This window comes from Streptomyces sp. NPDC088124, assembly GCF_040685895.1.
Taxonomy (GTDB): domain Bacteria; phylum Actinomycetota; class Actinomycetes; order Streptomycetales; family Streptomycetaceae; genus Streptomyces.
In genome coordinates, this window is the sequence record NZ_JBFBJB010000015.1 from 1 (window position 1) to 19,486 (window position 19,486).

At 68.2% G+C, this 19,486-nt stretch carries 15 protein-coding genes; 8 read left to right on the forward strand and 7 right to left on the reverse strand.

What is annotated here, in order from left to right:
• Nucleotides 1-224: 224 nt before the first annotated feature.
• The 4 genes from AB0P17_RS14370 (at nucleotide 225) to AB0P17_RS14385 (ending at nucleotide 8,419) form a co-directional block, all read left to right on the forward strand.
• Nucleotides 225-1,214: a hypothetical protein gene (locus tag AB0P17_RS14370; RefSeq protein WP_365810795.1), complete on the forward strand. Its 990-nt coding sequence runs from the start codon at nucleotides 225-227 to the stop codon at nucleotides 1,212-1,214.
• A gap of 548 nt (nucleotides 1,215-1,762) precedes the next feature.
• Nucleotides 1,763-2,662: a hypothetical protein gene (locus tag AB0P17_RS14375; RefSeq protein WP_365810797.1), complete on the forward strand. Its 900-nt coding sequence runs from the start codon at nucleotides 1,763-1,765 to the stop codon at nucleotides 2,660-2,662.
• Nucleotides 2,663-2,708: 46 nt separating this feature from the next.
• Nucleotides 2,709-5,009 (forward strand): hypothetical protein, encoded by a 2,301-nt coding sequence (locus AB0P17_RS14380; RefSeq protein ID WP_365810799.1) that lies wholly within the window; start codon nucleotides 2,709-2,711, stop codon nucleotides 5,007-5,009.
• Between the two features lie 44 nt (nucleotides 5,010-5,053).
• Complete coding sequence (locus AB0P17_RS14385) at nucleotides 5,054-8,419, forward strand: hypothetical protein (RefSeq protein ID WP_365810801.1); 3,366 nt, start codon at nucleotides 5,054-5,056, stop codon at nucleotides 8,417-8,419.
• Between the two features lie 528 nt (nucleotides 8,420-8,947).
• Here the strand turns inward: AB0P17_RS14385 and AB0P17_RS14390 are convergent.
• Nucleotides 8,948-9,406 carry a hypothetical protein gene (locus AB0P17_RS14390; RefSeq protein WP_365810803.1) on the reverse strand — a complete coding sequence of 153 codons (459 nt, stop codon included), beginning with the start codon at nucleotides 9,404-9,406 and terminating at the stop codon, nucleotides 8,948-8,950.
• A 132-nt stretch (nucleotides 9,407-9,538) separates the two neighbouring features.
• On the reverse strand, nucleotides 9,539-10,099 hold the full coding sequence (locus AB0P17_RS14395) for a DNA-binding protein (RefSeq protein WP_365810804.1): 561 nt from the start codon (nucleotides 10,097-10,099) through the stop codon (nucleotides 9,539-9,541).
• A gap of 555 nt (nucleotides 10,100-10,654) precedes the next feature.
• Between AB0P17_RS14395 and AB0P17_RS14400 the strand changes: the two genes are divergently transcribed.
• From AB0P17_RS14400 to AB0P17_RS14410, 3 genes are all read left to right on the forward strand, one after another.
• Complete coding sequence (locus AB0P17_RS14400) at nucleotides 10,655-10,972, forward strand: hypothetical protein (protein ID WP_365810806.1); 318 nt, start codon at nucleotides 10,655-10,657, stop codon at nucleotides 10,970-10,972.
• A 1,228-nt stretch (nucleotides 10,973-12,200) separates the two neighbouring features.
• The gene (locus AB0P17_RS14405; protein WP_365810808.1) at nucleotides 12,201-12,383 is read left to right on the forward strand and encodes a hypothetical protein; all 183 of its coding nucleotides are present in this window, start codon (nucleotides 12,201-12,203) and stop codon (nucleotides 12,381-12,383) included.
• 184 nt (nucleotides 12,384-12,567) lie between these two features.
• Nucleotides 12,568-12,939, forward strand: a complete 372-nt coding sequence (locus AB0P17_RS14410; protein WP_365810810.1) for a hypothetical protein — start codon at nucleotides 12,568-12,570, stop codon at nucleotides 12,937-12,939.
• Between the two features lie 73 nt (nucleotides 12,940-13,012).
• On the opposite strand, the gene AB0P17_RS14415 is transcribed toward AB0P17_RS14410, so the two are convergent.
• Nucleotides 13,013-13,969, reverse strand: a complete 957-nt coding sequence (locus AB0P17_RS14415; protein WP_365810812.1) for an ROK family protein — start codon at nucleotides 13,967-13,969, stop codon at nucleotides 13,013-13,015.
• 188 nt (nucleotides 13,970-14,157) lie between these two features.
• Between AB0P17_RS14415 and AB0P17_RS14420 the strand changes: the two genes are divergently transcribed.
• Nucleotides 14,158-15,201 (forward strand): LacI family DNA-binding transcriptional regulator, encoded by a 1,044-nt coding sequence (locus tag AB0P17_RS14420; protein ID WP_365810814.1) that lies wholly within the window; start codon nucleotides 14,158-14,160, stop codon nucleotides 15,199-15,201.
• Nucleotides 15,202-15,213: 12 nt separating this feature from the next.
• Here AB0P17_RS14420 and AB0P17_RS14425 read toward each other — a convergent pair whose 3' ends face one another.
• From AB0P17_RS14425 to AB0P17_RS14440, 4 genes are all read right to left on the reverse strand, one after another.
• Nucleotides 15,214-16,521 carry an aldolase/citrate lyase family protein gene (locus AB0P17_RS14425; protein ID WP_365810816.1) on the reverse strand — a complete coding sequence of 436 codons (1,308 nt, stop codon included), beginning with the start codon at nucleotides 16,519-16,521 and terminating at the stop codon, nucleotides 15,214-15,216.
• Between the two features lie 186 nt (nucleotides 16,522-16,707).
• Nucleotides 16,708-17,670: an electron transfer flavoprotein subunit alpha/FixB family protein gene (locus AB0P17_RS14430; RefSeq protein WP_365810817.1), complete on the reverse strand. Its 963-nt coding sequence runs from the start codon at nucleotides 17,668-17,670 to the stop codon at nucleotides 16,708-16,710.
• Between the two features lie 124 nt (nucleotides 17,671-17,794).
• Complete coding sequence (locus AB0P17_RS14435; protein ID WP_365810819.1) at nucleotides 17,795-18,598, reverse strand: electron transfer flavoprotein subunit beta/FixA family protein; 804 nt, start codon at nucleotides 18,596-18,598, stop codon at nucleotides 17,795-17,797.
• Nucleotides 18,599-18,821: 223 nt separating this feature from the next.
• On the reverse strand, nucleotides 18,822-19,328 hold the full coding sequence (locus AB0P17_RS14440) for a flavin reductase family protein (RefSeq protein WP_365810821.1): 507 nt from the start codon (nucleotides 19,326-19,328) through the stop codon (nucleotides 18,822-18,824).
• Nucleotides 19,329-19,486 lie beyond the last annotated feature (158 nt).

Consider the following 19,486-nt stretch of genomic DNA (forward strand, 5'->3'; position numbering starts at 1 on the left):
GCAGCAGCGCCGAGGCGTCCACATCGGGCACCCCGGCGCCGGGCGACCAGCGCAGCACGGCTCGTACGGCCATGGCGTCGAGCGCAGCCGGACCCGGACCTCGGGGCTCGCTGCCGCCTTTTCACGACAGCGACAGTATGAGGACGCGATGGGGGCGACCGGAGTCGTCGTTCAGCCCATGCGGGCAGATCCGTTACCACACTTAGGATCGCTAGAGTTCTGGGGTGACGAATGCCCCGCACCGCCACTCGACCTGCTGTGGACCCGAGCGCCTGGCCCCGTGCGACGATGCCCACGACGCCTACCGGCAGCTCGCCGCCTGGACCGCCGTGGGGTCCCCGTACAAGCTGACCTCCGGCGGCTTCTCCGCCGAGGCCCGCCGCCACTACCGTGCCTACACCACGGCCTGGCTCAACTGGTGTGACCTCCGAGACAGACTCGACCCCTACGCCTGCGCACGGGCCAACATCGGGGTGTGGATCTCTGACGAGCACGAGAGCGCCACTCTTGCCACCCGGGCCGTGATGGCCTCCGCCGTCACGAGCTTCTACCAGCACCTGCTCGCTCTGGGCGTCACCGACGGGGTCGACACCGAACTCACCAGGGCCCGCCTCGCCGGGGCCCCTGTGCCGACCGACCCCAAGCGCACCGGCTTGAGGGGCGACGGCCCGAGGTGGATGATGCACGCTGCCGACCGTCTGACCGGCCGCGACGCACTGCGCGACCGAGCTCTGATCTACCTACTGCTCAACAGTTACTTCGGGCACGAAAAGCTGCGCCCGGGCACGATCCTCAGCCTCGACCTGGAAGACCGGGTCAACGAGGGCTTCCGAACCAGCTGGAAGGTGCGGCCCAAGAACGCCGAGGACACCGCCCTGACCACCGTCACCGTCAACCGGGACGCCGCCCGCGCGCTGGACGCCTACGTCGGGTGCACCGTCGCCGGGACGTACGAGCCCGACCCGCTCACCGGCCGTGTAATCAGCCCCGCCCACGGCACCTACCTCTCCCGGGGCGCGCTGCTGACCGGGTCTTCCAACCGGGCCCGGGGCGCTCGCCTGGCCCGCTCCGACACGATCAACCGGATCGTGCGCGCCGTGGTGGCCTCCCACGAGGAGTTGGCCCCCTACGCGGACGTGCTGAGTGCCGACTTCATCGCCGCGACCCCGCCACCGGGCAAGTACCCCAAGGACTGCGAGGGAGACAACGGGTAGGGAGGCCGGGGCCATTTGAGGCCGAGGGCGCCGGCGGCGTGCTGGGCATCGAAGTCGCGCCGGGCGATCAGCCGCCCCATGGTCATCTTTGGCCGGACCGGGGCCTCGGAGTTCGGCGGGGTGAGCCGCGTCGCCCACGGCTAGAACCTGCGGCCGTCATAGCCGGGCGGGGCGGACCTCTCCACCACTGACTTCCCCCAGGGATGCGCGACACCCCCAACAGACGCCCCTGCCGCCCCACCAAAAGACTCTCGACCAGGACGACTGAGCCGATGCACTGGCCGCGCTCACCCTGGACGACGACGTCCCGCGCTTCGAAGCGGTAGTGGTGGGCTGAGCACCTCAGCTCCCGCGGCGCGACTGGCCTGTCAGCCATCCGACGACTAGAACCCGTTAGTCTAACTGGCCACACATCGCTATTCTTGAGCCTTTAGTGCCCGATGAGAATAGCTTCTCTGAGATAAGATGCCATCCACGCGCCTCGCATTTGAGGTCTTTCGGATAGGGCGGTCACTGGTCATTGAGATCGCAGGGGAGATGAGAGGTTCATGGCGAAACTGTCCTACAAAGTGCCGAGTTCGCTGAACAGGAGCTTCCTCGACCACGAGATCACGCTGAGCAAGGGAGGTTGGGCGGCGAAGCCCTCGCCGATCAAGCAGCTGCTCTTCTTCGGCGGAGGCTTCCTCGCTCTTCTGTGGCTCAGCACGTCGACGTTCGTCGCGAGCTCGGGCCCAGTCGCCATCACGTTCTTTGTCCTCTGGGGACTGGCGGCGATCGTCTATTTCGGTGGGCTGATGGAGACGAAGGAGCTGCGCATCATGCGGGTGCCGGCCTTCCTGGCGTATCTGCCTCGCAAGGCCCGGCACGTCCTCGCCCGTCGTAGCTCGAACCCGACGGACTTCTACTCGATCGTCGGCATCGACGGGATCGACGAGGACGGGCTGATCCACTTCTCCGACGGCGGCCAAGGCCGGGTCTACGTGGTCGTCGGCTCGGCGAGCTATCTGCTCTTCGACGAGGACCGGATCGGGATCCTCGACCGGGTCGACTCCTTCTGGCGCAAGGTCGAGACGACCTGCGAGCACACCTTCATCACGACGAAGGAGCCGCAGCGGGTCTACCACCAGGTGGCGAACCTGGAGCGGCGCAACCAGGCGCTGGAAGTCCGTGACCCCGACCTGATCGAGCTGCAGAACGAACAGTACGACATCCTCACGCAGCACGTGGGCGGGAAGTTCCCCTCGATCCACCAGTACCTGCTACTCAAGGGCAAGAACGCCGATGCACTGCGAAAGGGGCACCAGGTCCTCCAGTCCGAGGTCGGCGGCTCCACTTTCATGATCAAGGAAGCCGCAAGGCTCGACCGCGAGGAGGCGGAGCCGATGCTGCGGGTCTTCTACCAGGGCATCGACGACGAACTGCCCAGTCTCAAGGTGTCGCTGAACTGAGCAGCGTCAGGCCGACCGACACGACCAGGAACGAACGAAGGACACCATGGCGCTGAAGACGAAGGTCCGGGCACAGCTCGGCATCCCGGGGAAGAAGCCTGAGGGGACGTACGACACCGCGGAGTCTGTGGTCGATGACCCGCGCGCGGACGGCGCTGCTGAGGCTGAGGGCGTGCGGGGCACTGAGGCAGCTGACGGCGTGGCCGATGAGGCCTCTGAACCGAAGAAGAACTGGTGGCAGCGCCGCCGGGAGGTCAAGCACCTCCAGGGCACGTTCGACGCCTATCCGCATCTGCTCGCGCTGAAGCCGAAGGAGAAGTACCTCTTCCGTTCCGACTACTTCGAGGTCGACAGCTCGGTCGCCTGCATCCTGGCGTACTTCCACGACGACGCCGCGCACGACAACTTCGCAGCCTTCTGGGGCATCGACCGGATCCCGGACGGCCTGGACGAGCGGGTCACCGCGATCATGCTCGAGCAGGTCAGGCGGATGGATGACAAGTGGATCGACGTGTATACGAAGCAGTCGGAGAAGCTGGAACGGCTCGATGCCAGCGAGCAGGAGGAGGCGGGCACGACCTCCTCCAAGCGCAAGGCCGCGAAGATCTCCGGTGACCTTGGGGTAACGATCGGAGAGCTCCAGGACGGCGCGAGCTATCTCTCCGTGCACAACCGGCTCTTCCTCAAAGCTCCCGACCTGGCGACCCTGGACGACACGGTCGACCGGGTCACGCGCCTGTACATCGACCGCTTCGGCACGCTCAAGGCTGCGCCCTATGCCGGCGAGCAGCGCCAGGAGCTCTCGGGCCTGTGGAAGAACAACGAGAAGAAGAAGGGCAAGGGCTTCCACTTCACCTCGGCCGAGCTGGCCGGCTCGTACTCGCTGGTGACCAACGGCCTCAACGACAAGGGCGGCGAGTACGTCGGCTACATGGTCGGCGACGTCAACAACAGCGCCGTGCTCATGGACGTCGATGCCTACGAACACCATGTGATCGTCGCCGACGCCACGCTCAGCGAGTACCTCGACCGCCAGCGGGTGGCCAACATGTGGTGCTCAAAGATCTCGCAGGCCACGCTGCTGAACAACGGCCAGGTCGTCCACCTCGTCCTCGACGGAGCGAACCTCGACAAGCTCGGCCCGACGTTCGAACGGCTCACCTCGCGCGTGGACCTGAACCAGGGCGATGTGAACATGTTCGAGATGTTCGGCGAGGAGGAGGACGAACTGACCGTCTTCTCCGCACAGATGGAGAAGCTCAAGCTGATGTTCGAGCAGCTCTACGAGACCACCGATGGTGCCGTCGGCTCAATCATCCGCAGTGCCCTTGAAGACACCGCCAGGGACTTCTACATCGAGCAGGGTATGTGGCGTCACAACGCCAAAGAGCAGCGTCACCGACTGCGTGTGGTGAACATCCCGCATACCCAGGTGCCGCGTCTTCAGATGTTCGTCTCCTACCTGGCGACCACGCACAAGGCACTGCTGAACTCCAGCAGGACCGACGCGGACCAACTGCGCGCGTACAACGTGCTCAAGGGCATCGCCAACGCGATGCTGAGCACGAACGGCGACCTCTTCAACAACCACACGGCCTCGGCTGTAGACGGGGTCCGGGACTCCCGGCGCGTGGTCTACGACTTCTCGCGGCTCATGCGCCGCGGCAAGGGCGTGGCGATGGCACAGCTGGTGAACATCGTCGGCTTCGCCGTCGGCAAGCTGGGACTCGGCGACACGGTGATCATCCACGGGACCGAGTACATCGACGACCGGGTGAAGAGGTACATCCAGGATCAGTTCGACCACATGCACGAGCGTGGCGGCCGGGTGGTCTACAGCTATAACGACGTCGACAAGATGCTGGCCGACAGCGACTTCAACAAGTTCGACGCCGCAGACTACACACTCTTCGGCCCGATGCGCGACGGAACGGTGGCGGAGTACCAGAAGCAGCTGCACCAGCGGATCCCGCCGGATCTCGCCCAGCTCATCACGACCAAGGGCGAAAACCTCACGTACCTGCGCCGGGGCGTCTCCAACGTGGTCTTCCACCTGGATCTGGCACTGGGGATCAATCCCTACCGCGAGGCCCAGCGCAGGCGGGTCTACCTGGAGGCAGCCAGGGCCGAAGAGGTGGCGCGGATGGACGTGATCATGCGCGACAAACCGGCACCGGGCGCGAACCTGACCAGCGTCCGGAAGCACAGCACGGGCGATGACGGTGAGGCTGCCGCAGGCCAGGACGACACGAGCAGGCGCAACGACGGCAAGAGCCTGCGGCAGCCCGAAAACGGCGCAAGGCGACCGGCGGAGGAGACCGGGCTGAAGAAGCTGGTCAAGACATGAGCGGGTTCAGCACTGATACGAGGGCGAGGAGCAAAGGAGCAACGATGAACGGGACGATCACGGTGGTGGCGCAGCTGCGTGCCTGGGCCGGCCACGGCGGTGGTGCAGCCCGCCCAGGTCGGCTCACACGCGGGCTCGCCCTCGTGCTCCTGGCGGCGCTGCTCGTGCCGGTCTTCGTGATGGCGGCCTCTTCGCCGGCGTCCGCAGATGACAAGAAGGAGCGCGACAACTACAGCCTCTACCAGCTGACCTCGAACGCGAGCTCGTACTTCAGCGAGAAGAACTCGCCGCAGAACGACAAGGGCATGCACGAGAACTGGAAGCCGGTCACGTCCAGCCCGGCCTCGGGCGGCTCCATGCTCGGCTACGCCGACCCGGAGTTCAGCCTGGGCAACATCGTGGGCTGGTTCTTCGCCGAGGTGTCAGGGTCCTCGCAGACCGTGACCTACGAGACCCTGGCCACGACGGATGACAAGGGCAACGCGAAGCACTCGGGCATGCTCGACTACGCGCACTTCGGGGCAGCGAACGCTGACCTCGGTCTGGACACGATGTCCTCAGGTATCAGCGGCCAGATCGTGAGCGTGATCGGAGGGTCGGTCATCTGGATCCTCTACGCCCTGGCACTGGCGGTCGGCACGCTGTTCTACGTCATCATCCAGTTCCTGAAGCTCATCAACCCCTTCATGTGGTTCTACAGCGCGGTGGCGGCGATCAGTCCGGCTCTTGCCGAGGGTATGACCGGAGGTGATACCGGAGGCGGCGCGCTCGCGGGTCTGCAGCACTGGATCAGCGGCTGGTACGGCCTGCTCGTCGACGTCGCGTGGCAGGCGCTCGTGCCGATCTTCATCGGCTTCCTGCTCATCGGCCTGGTCCTGTTCAAGAAGATGGACCGGGGCTCGGCGATCAAGAAGCTCATCGTGCGCGTCGTCTTCATCGGCGTCGGCCTGCCGCTCGTCGGCTCGATGTACTCCAGCGTGCTCGGAAAGTTCGACGACTCCGTTCTCGGTCAGCACGCTGGCCCGACGCGCGTAGTGCTGAGCACCTACGTCGACTTCGAGGCGTGGATGATGAATGACCGTCTCGGGATTCCGGACCGGGCCACTGTTTCCTGGAACGGCGACCAGGCGAGCCCGGACGCGATGATGTCGGTGCGCACGAGCGCGCTGGCGATCAACAAGCAGTCCCAAGGGTCGACGTTTAACGGCATCAGTATCGGAACGAAGGCCAACGACGCCGAATCGGCGTGGAAGGAGGGCACGGTCTCCGTCACTGGCGGCAGTGCCTCGGACGACTTCAAGGCTGTGTTCTCCACCTTCGGGATCGTCGGCAAGTACATCGCCAGCAGCGAGATAGCAGCCTCCGACTTCGAGTCGGGGATCAAGAGCTCGATCACGCAGCTGGACGAGAGCTCGGATGTCAAGAAGAGCTGGTTCGTCGACAAGAGCAGCTACGGCGACGTGGAGGAATTCGGTGAGGAAAAGGGGCCGAAGCCGGTCGATCACCCGGTGATCTCGACTGACAGCACGGGTCTGACCTCCTCTCGTCCCGGTAAGGACTCGACGGTCTTCACGACAACGGGGACGAAGGGCGGCTGCGGCTTCACGGTGGGCAAGACGCCCTCCTCGTGCAACCTGTCACCGCTGACGGCGTACAACTACCTCAACACCGGGTTCAGCTCCAGTTCGCTGACCATGTACTCGTCAAATAACGCCACCAGCGGGTTCACCCGCGAGAACCACATGGCCGTCAGCCAGGTGGGCACGGGGCCGGCGAAGTTCATGTACTGGAGCAACGCGGTCACGGTCCTGGGCTCCATCGTCCTGCTCGGCTTCTGGTACGCCATCGGTATGCTGGCAGGCTCGGTCAAGCGGATCTTCGGCTTGGTGGCCGCCGTGCCGTTCGCGACGCTGGGCGCGCTGCAGGCGATCGCCAGAGTGATCGTCTACTCCACGGCGCTGATCCTGGAGGTCCTCGTCACGCTGTTCATCTACCAGTTCGTCTCAGAGTTCCTGATCTCGGTCCCGGACATCATGGCTGGACCCGTGTCGAGTTTCATGAGCCCGGGCGGCTTGTGGGGCAGCGCTGCGCTCGGCGGGATCATCGTGGTGATCCTCACCCTGATCTCCTCGCTGGTGATCATGGGCATCACCTTCGCCCTGCTACGGGTGCGCAAGACTGTGCTGCAGGCGATGGACGAGGTGGTCACCAAGCTCGTGGACAAGTTCCTCGAGACAAACAGCACGCCGAAGCCGGACCAGGGCCGGCTAATGCCCGCCCTGGCCGCGGGTGTGGGGGCTGGGGCGGGCATGGCCATGGGCAACACGCTTGCCAACGGGTTCAACAGCCGGACCAGCGGTCCGGCGTCCCCCAGCACGGGCAAGCCCGCGGGCAAGACCGCGTCGACGAACGCCGGCGGCACGAACGGTGACACCATGGCGCTGACCGCTGGTCAGCAGCATCTGGCTCTCGGGGGTGACGGCCAGGATGGACCGGACAGCCCAGTGCTGGATGGTGGTCCCGGTGGTGGCTCCGGCGGCAGCAGTGACGAAGTCAAGGCTCTGCCGGGCGGCAGTGGTCCCGCCGGTACTCTGGGCGCGCTCGGTCAGGGCGATGGACACGACGACAAGGGTAGTCCACTGCATCTGACAAGTGGTGGAGCGGGCAGCTCTCACTCGGACAAGCAGATGGCGCAGGGGTTGAGCAACCAGGGCGGCCTGTCGAACCTCGGGTACACCTCAGACGGCAACAAGGTCATCCCCGGTGAGGTTCTGGCCTCGTCCACGGATCTGTCGAGCCCTCGCCGTGGCACTTCGGGTCAGAGCGGTGCGGGTAGCACCAACTCTGTTCCGACCAGCGCGGACCGTGAGGCTGTCGCCGGCCAGAAGGGCCCGACGCACTTCGGCACGGGTTCCCAGGGGGCGCAGCACCAGCAGGGCAGGAACCAGCCGACTGCGCCGCAGCGCTTCAGTGGCGGCGCTGCGCCTGCCCCCGCTCCTGCTTCCGGGCAGCCGGTCACCCCGAGCACGCGTCCGACGCGCCCCGCTCAGGGCACCGCTGTCCCGAAGCAGCCGGGAGCTGGCATGTCGGATACTCGCCCCATGGCCGCTCCGGCTTCGGGGCAGACTCCGGCCGCTCCTGGTGCGCGGACTCCGGCTCGGGCGCAAGCAGCGCATCAGCCGGGTTCGGTCGTGGTGTCGGCGGCGACGCCGCGCCAGACGCCCGCCCCGCAGGCGCAGGCTCCGCAGCCGCCGGCTCCTACACCGGATCCCTCACCGCGGCCCGCTCCTCCGCGTCCTCGATCGCGCTGGCTTGCCGATCCGTCCACTCAGAACGTGGAGACCCCTCAATCGCAGCAGTCGCCGGTGAGGCGTCCTCGCCAGGGCCGACGTGAGGAGCCGCAGGACTGATCGTCTGGTTGAGGGGGGGCGTGGAGAACTGGCGCACCCAGTGAGAACGCGATGATCGTTCTCACCGGGTGCGTCATTCCTTTGAACAGCACGAGGAGAACGAGGGGAGCATGAGCTCTCGTGCGCCATGCATCAGGACAGGCTCTGCGCAGCGGGGTTGCGGTTGCCCCCTTGGCGGCACAGTCGAAGCTGCCCGCGTTCTTCGCGACGGTGGACGGGCGCGCCGTACCGTTCATCGGTCTGTCGCAGTGATGGGTCCACCCATGGATAGGGCAGGCCCGCCGCGTGTCGTGGGCTACTCCGGTTCGGAGATGGTGCTGCGCGGAACCCTGGTGCAGTCCTTGTCCGGCGGCGCTGCCCCTGTGCGGCGCGGGGGCGGCAGCGGAAACGGCGCACGACACGGCAGGCCGTGTCGTGCGCCCTCCACGGTAACGGGTGCCGGGGGTCCGTGTCAGGCGAGACAGAACCCCGTGGACTCGATACCCACGGGATTCCGTCCTGCGCGGCTGGCCGAGTGAGGCGTCGGCGCTACTTCTGGCACTCGGCCTTGAAGCCGCCCAGCAGAGCCTTGCCGGCTTCAGAGTCGTCCCGTACGTACGCGCTACCGCTGATGCTGATCGAGGTGTCGCTGGTTGAGATGGACTCGCTGCCGGTCCGCTTGTTGCGACTGTCCGCTCCGGCGACCGTCCATATGATCTGGGACTGATCCTTGTTGAACTCGCCGGTGCTGGTCACGCCCGGCTTCTCGTAGACACCATCGCAGGTGTACTCATGATGCGAGGCACTGTTGCCCTTGACGACCAGTTGGCCGAGTTCGGACGTGCCGTTGACGTCCTTGACGTAGTAGGTACCGTCGAGCTTGCTCGCGCTTCCGCTACTTCCGCCGCTTCCGCCGCAGGCGGTGAGTACGAGTGAGCCTGCGGCCAGGGCCGCGACGGACACGGCGATCTTGGCCCGCGCCCTATGTGCGGTCCTGGTGATGCTCATGGCGATCCCCCTTCGTTCGTTCCCGACAGACAGTTCAAGATAGAAGGCCAGTCAAAATAGGCTATGTGTAGGTGACTTTGACGGACCGGGACCGTCCCTCAGGCGCCTTCCCGGAGGTTGTCGAGCCGATGCTCAGTCAGCGCTAGGGCGACCTCGGACTGACTGAGCGCGTGTTCGCCGTCCTGCAATGCGCCATCGCAGACGCTGCACGGGTGGGGCGCTTGCTTCTTGGACTGCCAGGTCGCCGAGTTCACGCAGCTCTGCGTACGCCCCCTGCAGCTGTTCCTCGTGGTGTGCAGACCGGACCCTGAGGCGGCCAGCCCGCTCTTCCCACCAGCGCAACCGCGACTCACGGTCGAGAGTCGTCTTCCCCTCGATCCAGGCGCGGAGCTCGGTTGGGTCGATGTCACTCGGGAGCCCGGTCGCGAAAGTCCCCTCGGGTGCCGGAATGTCGATAGGTATGTGCGACAAGAGCACCGCGGGGGTCGTGTCGAGCACGTAGGCGATCGCGACGAGATCGTCGACGATCACGGGGCGCGCACATCGCTCCATCTCCGCGAGGGCATCGGCTGAGATCGGGTGATCGAGCGTCCGGAGTACATAGGCCAGCTCGTCAACGGTGAGCTCGCGCAGTTGGCGGTAGTGGTTGATGGCGTCGGACACCGCAAGGGACGTGGGAAGGGGCGACGGCATGCATCGATCGTAGACGAGCGGAAAATGCGAGGCGGCCGCGCCTTCACGTCAAGACTCTGTCGTCACGCCAAGGAACCAAGAGGTTCAACGAGTCACCCATAGACGCCGACTGGACGACGAGTAGCGACACCAACCAAACCGCAAAGGGCATGATTGACTAGTATATAAGACTATCGATAGGATTCTAAGAAAGCTTTGATAGGTGAACTCGGGAGGTGCCACTCGCGCCTCACGCTTCCTGCCGTCAACGGCGCACCGGACGTCGTCCCCGTCGCATGGGCCGGGCACACCAACGCCACCTCACCAAGCCGAGGCACGTCCACCCGAGCCAGCCCGACCACTTCAACCAGCAATTGGAACCGCTGATCAGTGATCGATCCACCTACCAGAAAGGACATCACCGTGCCCGCTGTAACGTCGGAGGCCGACTCCGCTTCGCTCCCCGCGCCCGTAGCAGTACAGCCGACCCGAGGCACCTCCCGTACCTGGCTGAGGAAGATCTGGACCGGCGGTCAGATTACGGAAACGTGCCCGTCGTTCTGCACGGACAATCACTTGAACGACGACATCGGTGCACTTGACGACCTTCAGCATGGCATCGAGTTCGACGGCCAGGAACTGGCCGTCGAACTCGACATGGAGAACGGCGCTGCGAAGTGGGCAGTGTTGGCTGGGCGGATCAGCGTGGACCCGTACAACGAAGACGCGAAGAGGCGAGTTCCGCACGTGAATCTGAGCGTCTTCATGGATGAGGTAATGGAGTGCCTGTCGCCGGATGAGTTTGCGTCGATAATCGCGATGGTGCGGACGCATTGCAACAGGCTGGAGAAAGTGCACGCGCAACTACTGCAAGCGCGCGCCGAATATCACTAACCCTGGAAACACGGAAGGGCAGCCGCAGCGGTCATTCGAGCAGGAGTACCGCACCCCAATCAGGGCCTCCACCTGAGCCAGGAACGCCTGGGCATTGCGCCGCCGACGGAATCGGTCGTAGTCCGTCACTCAAGGGGCCACAGTCCCCCGGCATCTCCCGCCATTGGCTTTCGATACGGTACCGCCAGACCACGAACTCGAACTGACCTCGCCGCCGATAACCCGGCGGCCTGGCGGCGGCGAAGCGAGAATCTCGCCCACCAGTGCGCTGTGGATCTCGCGGGCGTTCGGGCGACAGCCGTGACGAACGGAGAATTTCAAGATCTCCCCGAACCGAAGTTGATCTCGACAAGATCCATGGTGTGGTGGACCCGTATCTGGCGCCGCCAGCGAACGCGGTGTCTTCGCGGTAGACGAGAAACTCCAGATCCGGGTATCGGAACGGACAGCGCCGGCGCTTTCGATGATGCCCGTTGCCTCTGAGCGTTGCAGCTTCGACTACGTCCGGCACAGCACCGTGGACCTGTTCGCCGCCCCGAACTCTGCTACCAGCAAAGCCGACGAGATCGACGGCCAGACCGTTCCCAACCTGGCCGTCGACGTAATCCGCGCCAACCACTCCGCCCACAGGGCCCGGTGGCACGCAAGTGGTCGCTTGGGCATCCCCGGTTCGAGTTGCACTTCACTCCGACCTACTCATCCTGGATCGATCAGGCCGAGAGGTTTTGCCGAACTGGAACGGCGCCGACTCGAACGCGGCGCGTTCAGTTCCCTCGAAGAACTGGAAGCAGCACTCGAAGGCTGATTCAAGACATGGAACGAAAACGCCCGGTCTTCCACATGGACCGAGACCCTGGCGCACGGGCACGCTCCCTGACCTCATGGGAGACGGATGGGAAAAAGATCTTACCCATCAAGACCAAGTAAAGCTAGATAAAGCTAACTAAGGCTAGATGTCTACAGGCCGTTCCAGCAGGTAAGTCGCCGACCAGCGACTTCCTGAATCTAGCCGTTGATCCAGACGATCACGGTTCCCCCTCTTCCGTAGGGCCCAGGTCGCGAGGGCCCCCAGTGGACTGCCCGCAACACCCTGCCACGGAAACCCCGTGCGGGATCAGAGCGCCGCTCCGGCCAACCGGCCGTGACCAACCCGTGCCGGGGCCGTAACACAAACCCGTGGCGCGTCGTTGGAATGCTCGATGTCGTCAACGGGCAAGGGGGGTACGCGATGCGCCGCACGGTGCTGGAGGAGTTTCCCGCGGGCGGGCCGCGCGGGAGCAGGCCCGCGGAGGAGTTCGCGCGGGCGCGGCGGGACGAGGGCACACCCGCCGAGGTCGTGATGGACCTCGACTCGGACGTCTTCCTGGTCGTCGTGCCGCAGCAGGGGACCGATCCCGACCCCTGCTCCTGAGACCGCCGGACCGGGCCCGCGCGAACGGGTCCGAAGTCCCACAGTGGGCGCGAAGTCCCGTGATGGGTGCGAAGTCCCATGGTGGGGCCGAGCGCCCTGGCGCCGCGGAGAGCCTGGCGGATCCCCAGTCCCCGGCGGGTCCGGGGACCCCGGCACCGCGAACCGTACGAGTGGAGAGCCCGAGATGCCCAGAACACCGGCCGCCCTGGCGCTGTGCCTCGTCCTGGCGGCGGTCGCCGTCCCGCTGAGCGCCACCCCCGCCGTCGCGGACAGCAGCGCCTGTACCCATCACTTCTCGGGGCCGCAGATCTGCATCCGGCTGGAGGGACGCGGCGCCAGGAACTCCGTCACGGGGATCTGGACCAACCCTCCGGAGGAGATCGCCTCCCGCCCGGTGTCCCTGCTGGCGAACGGGCGGCACGTCGGCACGGCCACGGCCGTCCGCTCCGGCAAGGCGCTGACACACACCTGGCCGCCCGGGGACACCGGCAGCGGTACGGAGCTGTGCGTACGGTTCCGGGGCAGCCAGCGGCTCGCCTGCCAGACCACCCGCTGACCGGCGGCCGGTTCGGGGCCGGGCCACCCCGCCGCCGGGCAACTGCGCTACGGGGCGCGGCCGCCGGGCGCCGTCAGCCGGCCATCGGCGCCGCGGTGTCCCGCCGCGTGAGCAGGGCCGCCGCCGCCGCGCCCACCAGCCCGGCGTCCGTGCCGGTCAGCGCCGGGGCCACCGTGAGCCGTTGGACGAACGAGAGCGTCGCGTACTCCCGCAGCGAGCGGCGCAGCGGCGCGAACAGGACCTCTCCGGCGCCCGCGACACCGCCGCCGATGACCGCGATGCGGATCTCGGTGAGCGTGGCCGTCGCGGCGATCCCGGCGGCCAGCGCACGCGCGGCCCGGTCGAAGGAGGCGATGGCGACCGGGTGCCCGGCCCGCGCGGCGGCGGCCACGGCGGCGGCCGAGGTGTCGCCGTCGGGGCCGGGCAGCCAGCCGCCCTCCAGCGCCCTGCGGGCGATGTTGGGGCCGCTCGCGATCCGCTCCACACAGCCCCGGGCGCCGCACGGACAGAGGTCGCCGTCCAGCTCCACGCTGATGTGCCCGATGTGGCCCGCGTTGCCGGTGGGGCCCGGGTGAACCTTCCCGCCCAGCACCAGCCCGCCGCCGACACCGGTGGAGACCACCATGCACAGCGCGTCGTCGTAACCGCGGGCCGCGCCCTGCCAGTGTTCCGCCGCGGCGATCGCGACGCCGTCCCCGACCAGGGTCACCGGCAGCCCGCCCGTGGCCGCCCGTACCCGCTCCACCAGCGGGAACGCCCGCCAGCCCGCCACGTTGACCGGGCTGACCGTGCCGGCCGAGGCGTCCACGGGGCCGGCGCTGCCGATGCCCATCGCCGTGGCCGTCGGCCACAGCGGCGAGGCGGCCACCTCGGCCAGGACCTCTTCGACGGCGCGCATCACCGTCTCGCCGTCCTCACGCGCCGGGGTCGGGCGCTGGGCCCGTACGAGGATTCTGCCGCCGCCGTCCACCAACGCCCCGGCGATCTTGGTGCCGCCGATGTCGAGTGCGGCAACGGAGTCGGTATGCATCGGTGTGGCATCTCCTGGAGATGAGGCGCATTCGAGGGAACCGCGCGGGTAGATGTCCTGGGTTTCGATGAACAGTTTCCATTCCCCTGACAACGTTGTCCAGGGCCTATGCTCGACCGCACGTCCCGGACGGCGCACGCCGCGCCCCCGGACGACCCGCCGACCGTACGACGACAGGACAGCGCACAGTGGCCGATACCGCCCGACGCCCCGAACCCCGCTACGGCAACCGGCCCACGATGAAGGACGTGGCCGCCCGGGCCGGGGTCGGACTCAAGACCGTCTCCCGCGTGGTCAACAGCGAGCCGGGGGTCACGGCGGACACCGAGCGGCGGGTGCAGGAGGCCATCGACGCGCTGGGGTTCCGCCGCAACGATTCGGCACGCGTGCTGCGCAAGGGCCGTACGGCGAGCATCGGACTGGTGCTGGAGGATCTGGCGGACCCGTTCTACGGTCCGCTGAACCGCGCCGTGGAGGAGGTGGCCCGCGCCCACGGCGCGCTGCTCATCAACGGCTCCAGCGCCGAGGACCCGGACCGCGAGCAGGAGTTGGTGCTGGCGCTCTGCGCGCGCCGGGTGGACGGGCTGATCGTGATCCCCGCCGGACAGGACCACCGCTATCTGGAGCCCGAGATAAAGGCCGGGGTGGCGACCGTCTTCGTGGACCGCCCGGCCGGCCGCATCGAGGCCGACGCGGTGCTCTCCGACAGCTTCGGCGGGGCCCGTTCGGGCACCGCCCACCTCATCGCGCACGGCCATCGCCGGATCGGCTTCATCGGCGACCAGCCCGGCATCCACACGGCGGGCGAGCGGCTGCGCGGCTACCGCACCGCGATGGCGGACGCCGGTCTCACGATCGACGAGGACTGGGTCTCGCTCGGCACGACGGCGCCGGGCCGGGTCCAGGAGGCGGTCGTCGCGATGCTCGGCGGCCCCGAGCCAGTCACGGCGATCTTCACCGGCAACAACCGGGTCACGGTGACGGTGGTACGGGTCCTGGCGGCCCATCACCGGCCGGTCGCGCTGGTCGGCTTCGACGACATCGAGCTGGCCGATCTGCTCGACCCGGGGCTCACGGTCGTCGCGCAGGACGCGGCGGCCCTGGGCCGCGCGGCGGCGCAGCGGCTCTTCCACCGGCTGGACGGCGCGGCAGACGCGCCGTCCCAGACGGTGCTGGCGACACGGCTGATCGCCCGGGGCTCCGGGGAGATCCCGCCGCCGGCGGACGGGTGAACCGGCGCCGGGTCACCGGCCGCCCGACACCTCCTCCGGGGCGCGCGGGAGGGTGAAGCCCTCCAGATCGGCGCGGGTGAGGCCGGTGAGGCGGGTGACCTCGTCGTGGTCGAGGGCGCCGCAGTCGAGTCCCCGCAGCAGATGGCCGCTGAGCGCCCTGGCGGTGGCGGGCTCGTCCATGACGGCGCCGCCCGCCTTGGCGACATAGGCGGCCAGCCGGGCGGCGGCCGGTGCCAGGCCCTCGCGGTAGAAGGCGTACACGGCGGCGTAACGGGTCGGGAGATGGCCCGGGTGCATGTCCCAGCCCTGGTAGTAGGCGCGGGCCAGGGCCCGCCGGGTGAGGCCGTAGTGCAGCCGCCACGCCTCGTGCACCTGCGGGGTCGGTCCGACCGGGAGGACGTTGGTGGAGCCGTCGCTGACCCGGACCCCGGTGCCGGCGGCGGCGACCTGCATGACGGCCTTGGCGTGGTCGGCGGCGGGGTGGTCGCTCGCCTGGTACGCGGCGCTGACGCCGACGCAGGCGCTGTAGTCGAAGGTGCCGTAGTGCAGCCCGGTGGCCCGGCCGTCCGCCGCGCCGATCATCCGGGCCACGGTCGCGGTGCCGTCGGCGGCGAGGATGGCCTGGCTGGTCTCGATCTGGATCTCGAAGCCGATCCGGCCGGGCTCCAGTCCGTGCGCCTTCTCGAACTCCCCGGCCAGCCGGGCCATCGCGGCGACCTGCTCGGCGTACGTCACCTTGGGCAGCGTCAGGACCAGCCCGTCCGGGAGTCCGCCCGCCGCCATCAGCCCGCTGAGGAAGATGTCCAGGGTCCGGACGGAGCGCTCGCGCACGGCCGCCTCCAGGCACTTCACACGGATGCCCGCGTACGGGGCCGTGGTGCCGGGGACGCCGCCGGCGTACGCCTCGTGGACGAGCCGGGCGGCGCGGGCGGCGGCCGCGTCCTCCTCGTCGTCCGGCCGGGGCCCGTAGCCGTCCTCGAAGTCGATCCGCAGGTCCTCGACGGGCTCCCGGGCCAGCTTGTCCCGTACGCGCTCGTGAACCGGACCGGCCAGCTCCGCGGAGAGGCCGAGGACGCGGGCCAGCGAGGCGGCGTCGGGGGCGTGTTCGTCAAGCGCGGCGAGCGCCTGGTCGCCCCAGGAGCGGACGGTGCCCGCACCGTAGGCGTCAGCGGGTACGTAGACGGTGTGGACGGGCTGGCGGGTGCCGGGGTCGCCCGGGTAGCGGCGGGCCAGCTCGGCGTCGACCCCCGCGAGGGAGGCGCCGACGGCCTCGGTGACCGCCGCCGGGAGGCTCGTGGCGATCTTCTCGTGCTGCCCCATTCCGGCACCCTTCTTCTTTCCGCCTTGCGGAATCAGTAATCCGTTGCCGAAGTTAAGCCGCAGGTCCGAGCCGCGTCAATGGCGACCCGGCCCTGGTCAGGAAACGACCTGGCCCGGCCCGGAAACGGCGCGGGGCCGCGCGGTGGAGTCCACCGCGCGGCCCCGGGGCGTACCGGAGGGGTCCGTTCAGCCCTTGCGCGCCTTCACCTCTTCGGTGAGCTGCGGGACGACCTCGAAGAGGTCGCCGACCACGCCGTAGTCCACGAGGTCGAAGATCGGGGCCTCGGCGTCCTTGTTGACGGCCACGATGGTCTTGGACGTCTGCATCCCGGCCCGGTGCTGGATCGCGCCGGAGATGCCGGAGGCGATGTAGAGCTGCGGTGAGACCGACTTGCCGGTCTGGCCGACCTGGTTGGAGTGCGGGTACCAGCCGGCGTCCACGGCGGCGCGCGAGGCGCCGACGGCCGCGCCGAGGGAGTCGGCGAGCGCCTCGATGACCGCGAAGTTCTCGGCGCCGTTGACACCGCGTCCACCGGAGACCACGATCGCGGCCTCGGTCAGCTCCGGACGGCCCGTGGACTCGCGCGGGGTACGGGAGACGATCTTCGTTCCGGTGGCGGTGGCGCCGAAGTTCACGGCGAGCGGTTCGACGGCGCCCGCGGCCGGAGCGGGCTCGACGGCCGCCGAGTTGGGCTTCACCGTGATGACCGGCGTGCCCTTGGAGACCCGGGACCGGGTGGAGTACGCGGCGGCGAACACCGACTGCGTGGCGACCGGGCCCTGGTCGTCGGCGGCCAGGTCGACGGCGTCGGTGATGAGACCGGAGCCGATACGGACCGCGAGACGCGCCGCGATCTCCTTGGCCTCGGCGGAGGACGGGAAGAGCACGGCGGCCGGCGCGACGGCGTCGTACGCGGCCTGCAGCGCGTCGACCTTCGGCACGACGAGATAGTCGGCGAACTCGGCGGCGTCGGCGGTGAGGACCTTCACCGCGCCGTGCTCGGCGAGCGCGGGCGCGGTGGCCTCGGCGCCGGTGCCGAGCGCGACGGCGACCGGCTCGCCGATCCGGCGGGCAAGCGTCAGCAGCTCCAGGGTGGGCTTGCGGACGGCGCCGTCCACGTGGTCGACATAGACGAGAACTTCAGCCATGGGATTGCACTCCTGCGGATGCGAGGGATCGTGAGGATCTGGTGCCCGCGGGGCACCGGAGGCGGTGTGACGGGGCTCGGACCGACCGGCGCACGGGGCGTCGCCCCGTATGTGCGCGTCGGTCTCAGATGAACTTCTGCTCCGCGAGGAAGGCGGCGAGCTGCTTGCCGCCCTCCCCCTCGTCCTTGACGATCGTGCCCGCCGTACGGGCCGGGCGCTCGTCCGCCGAGTCGACAGCGGTCCAGGCGCCCCCGAGGCCGACCTCGTCGGCGTCGATCTCCAGATCCTCCAGGTCCCAGGAGGTGACCGGCTTCTTCTTGGCGGCCATGATGCCCTTGAACGAGGGGTAACGCGCCTCGCCCGACTGGTCGGTCACCGACACGACGGCCGGCAGCGACGCCTCCAGCTGCTCGCTCGCGGTGTCGCCGTCGCGGCGGCCCCTGACCGTGCCGTCCGCGCCGCCCTCGACCGAGACCTCGGAGAGGAGGGTGACCTGCGGGACGCCGAGCCGCTCGGCGAGGATCGCGGGCAGCACGCCCATGGTGCCGTCCGTGGAGGCCATACCGCAGATGACGAGGTCGTAGCCGGTCTTCTCGATGGCCTTGGCGAGCACGAGGGACGTGCCGAGGGCGTCGGTGCCGTGCAGGTCGTCGTCCTCGACGTGGACGGCCTTGTCGGCACCCATGGAGAGCGCCTTGCGCAGCGCGTCCTTGGCGTCCTCGGGGCCGACGGTCAGCACGGTGATCTCCGCGTCGCCGTCACCGTCGTAGTCCCCGGCGATCTGAAGGGCCTGTTCGACCGCGTACTCGTCCAGCTCCGACAGCAGGCCGTCCACATCGTCCCGGTCGACGGTCAGGTCATCGGCGAAGTGCCGGTCACCGGTGGCGTCGGGCACGTACTTCACACAGACAACGATCCTCAGGCTCACGCCGGCTCTCCTACCGCATCGTCATTTCTGGCTGCCTTGTTGCACGCAGCATAGGCGCCCTGCCGGGCTCTTTCCGGTCGGTGGGACCGGAGCCACGCAGTTGATATTACTCGCCAGTACATCCAGAGCATGCCCACTGAGCAAGCGCTTGGAACTGTGACGTTCCCAACGCCCGGAAGGGGCCCCGCCAGGGAACTCCCGCCGCGAGGAAGCCGGAGAGCGCTCAGTCGCGCAGGGCGTTGAAGCGCCCTTGGTGGTAGAGGAGCGGGCGGCCGGCCCCCGTGGGGTCGCCGACGACGGCCTGGGCGACGACCAGCCGGTGGTCGGCGGCCGGGACCCGGGCGACGACCCGGCAGACCAGCCAGGCCAGTACCCCGTCGAGCAGCGGCACGCCCTCGGGGCCGGTCCGCCACGCGGTGGGCGGTGCGAAGCGGTCCGCTCCGCTGCGCGCGAACCGCGCGGCCAGTTCGGCCTGGTGCTCCCCCAGTATGTGGACGCCGACGTACGCGGACTCGGCGACGACCGGCCAGCTGGACGAGGAGACGCCGATGCTGAAGGAGACCAACGGCGGCTCCGCGGCGACGGAGTTGAGCGAGGTGGCAGTGAAGCCGACGGGGCGTTCACCGCGGGCGGTGATGACCGCGACGCCCGCGGCGTGCTGCCGGAAGACGGAGCGGAGCAGGTCGGGGGAGGCAAGCCGGTGTGTGCCGAGGTCGGGGGTCGCCGTCATGGCAAGGTCCTTCTACGAGGTGTGTCGAACGGGTCCGTGGCTGCTCAGAGAGCCGGACAGCGCGCGCTCGCGTTACGGGCCAGGTCCACATGGGCCCGCCCGAAGAGAAGGAGTTTCTGGGGCACTTCGCCAGGGTGACGATCGGTGGCATGCACAGT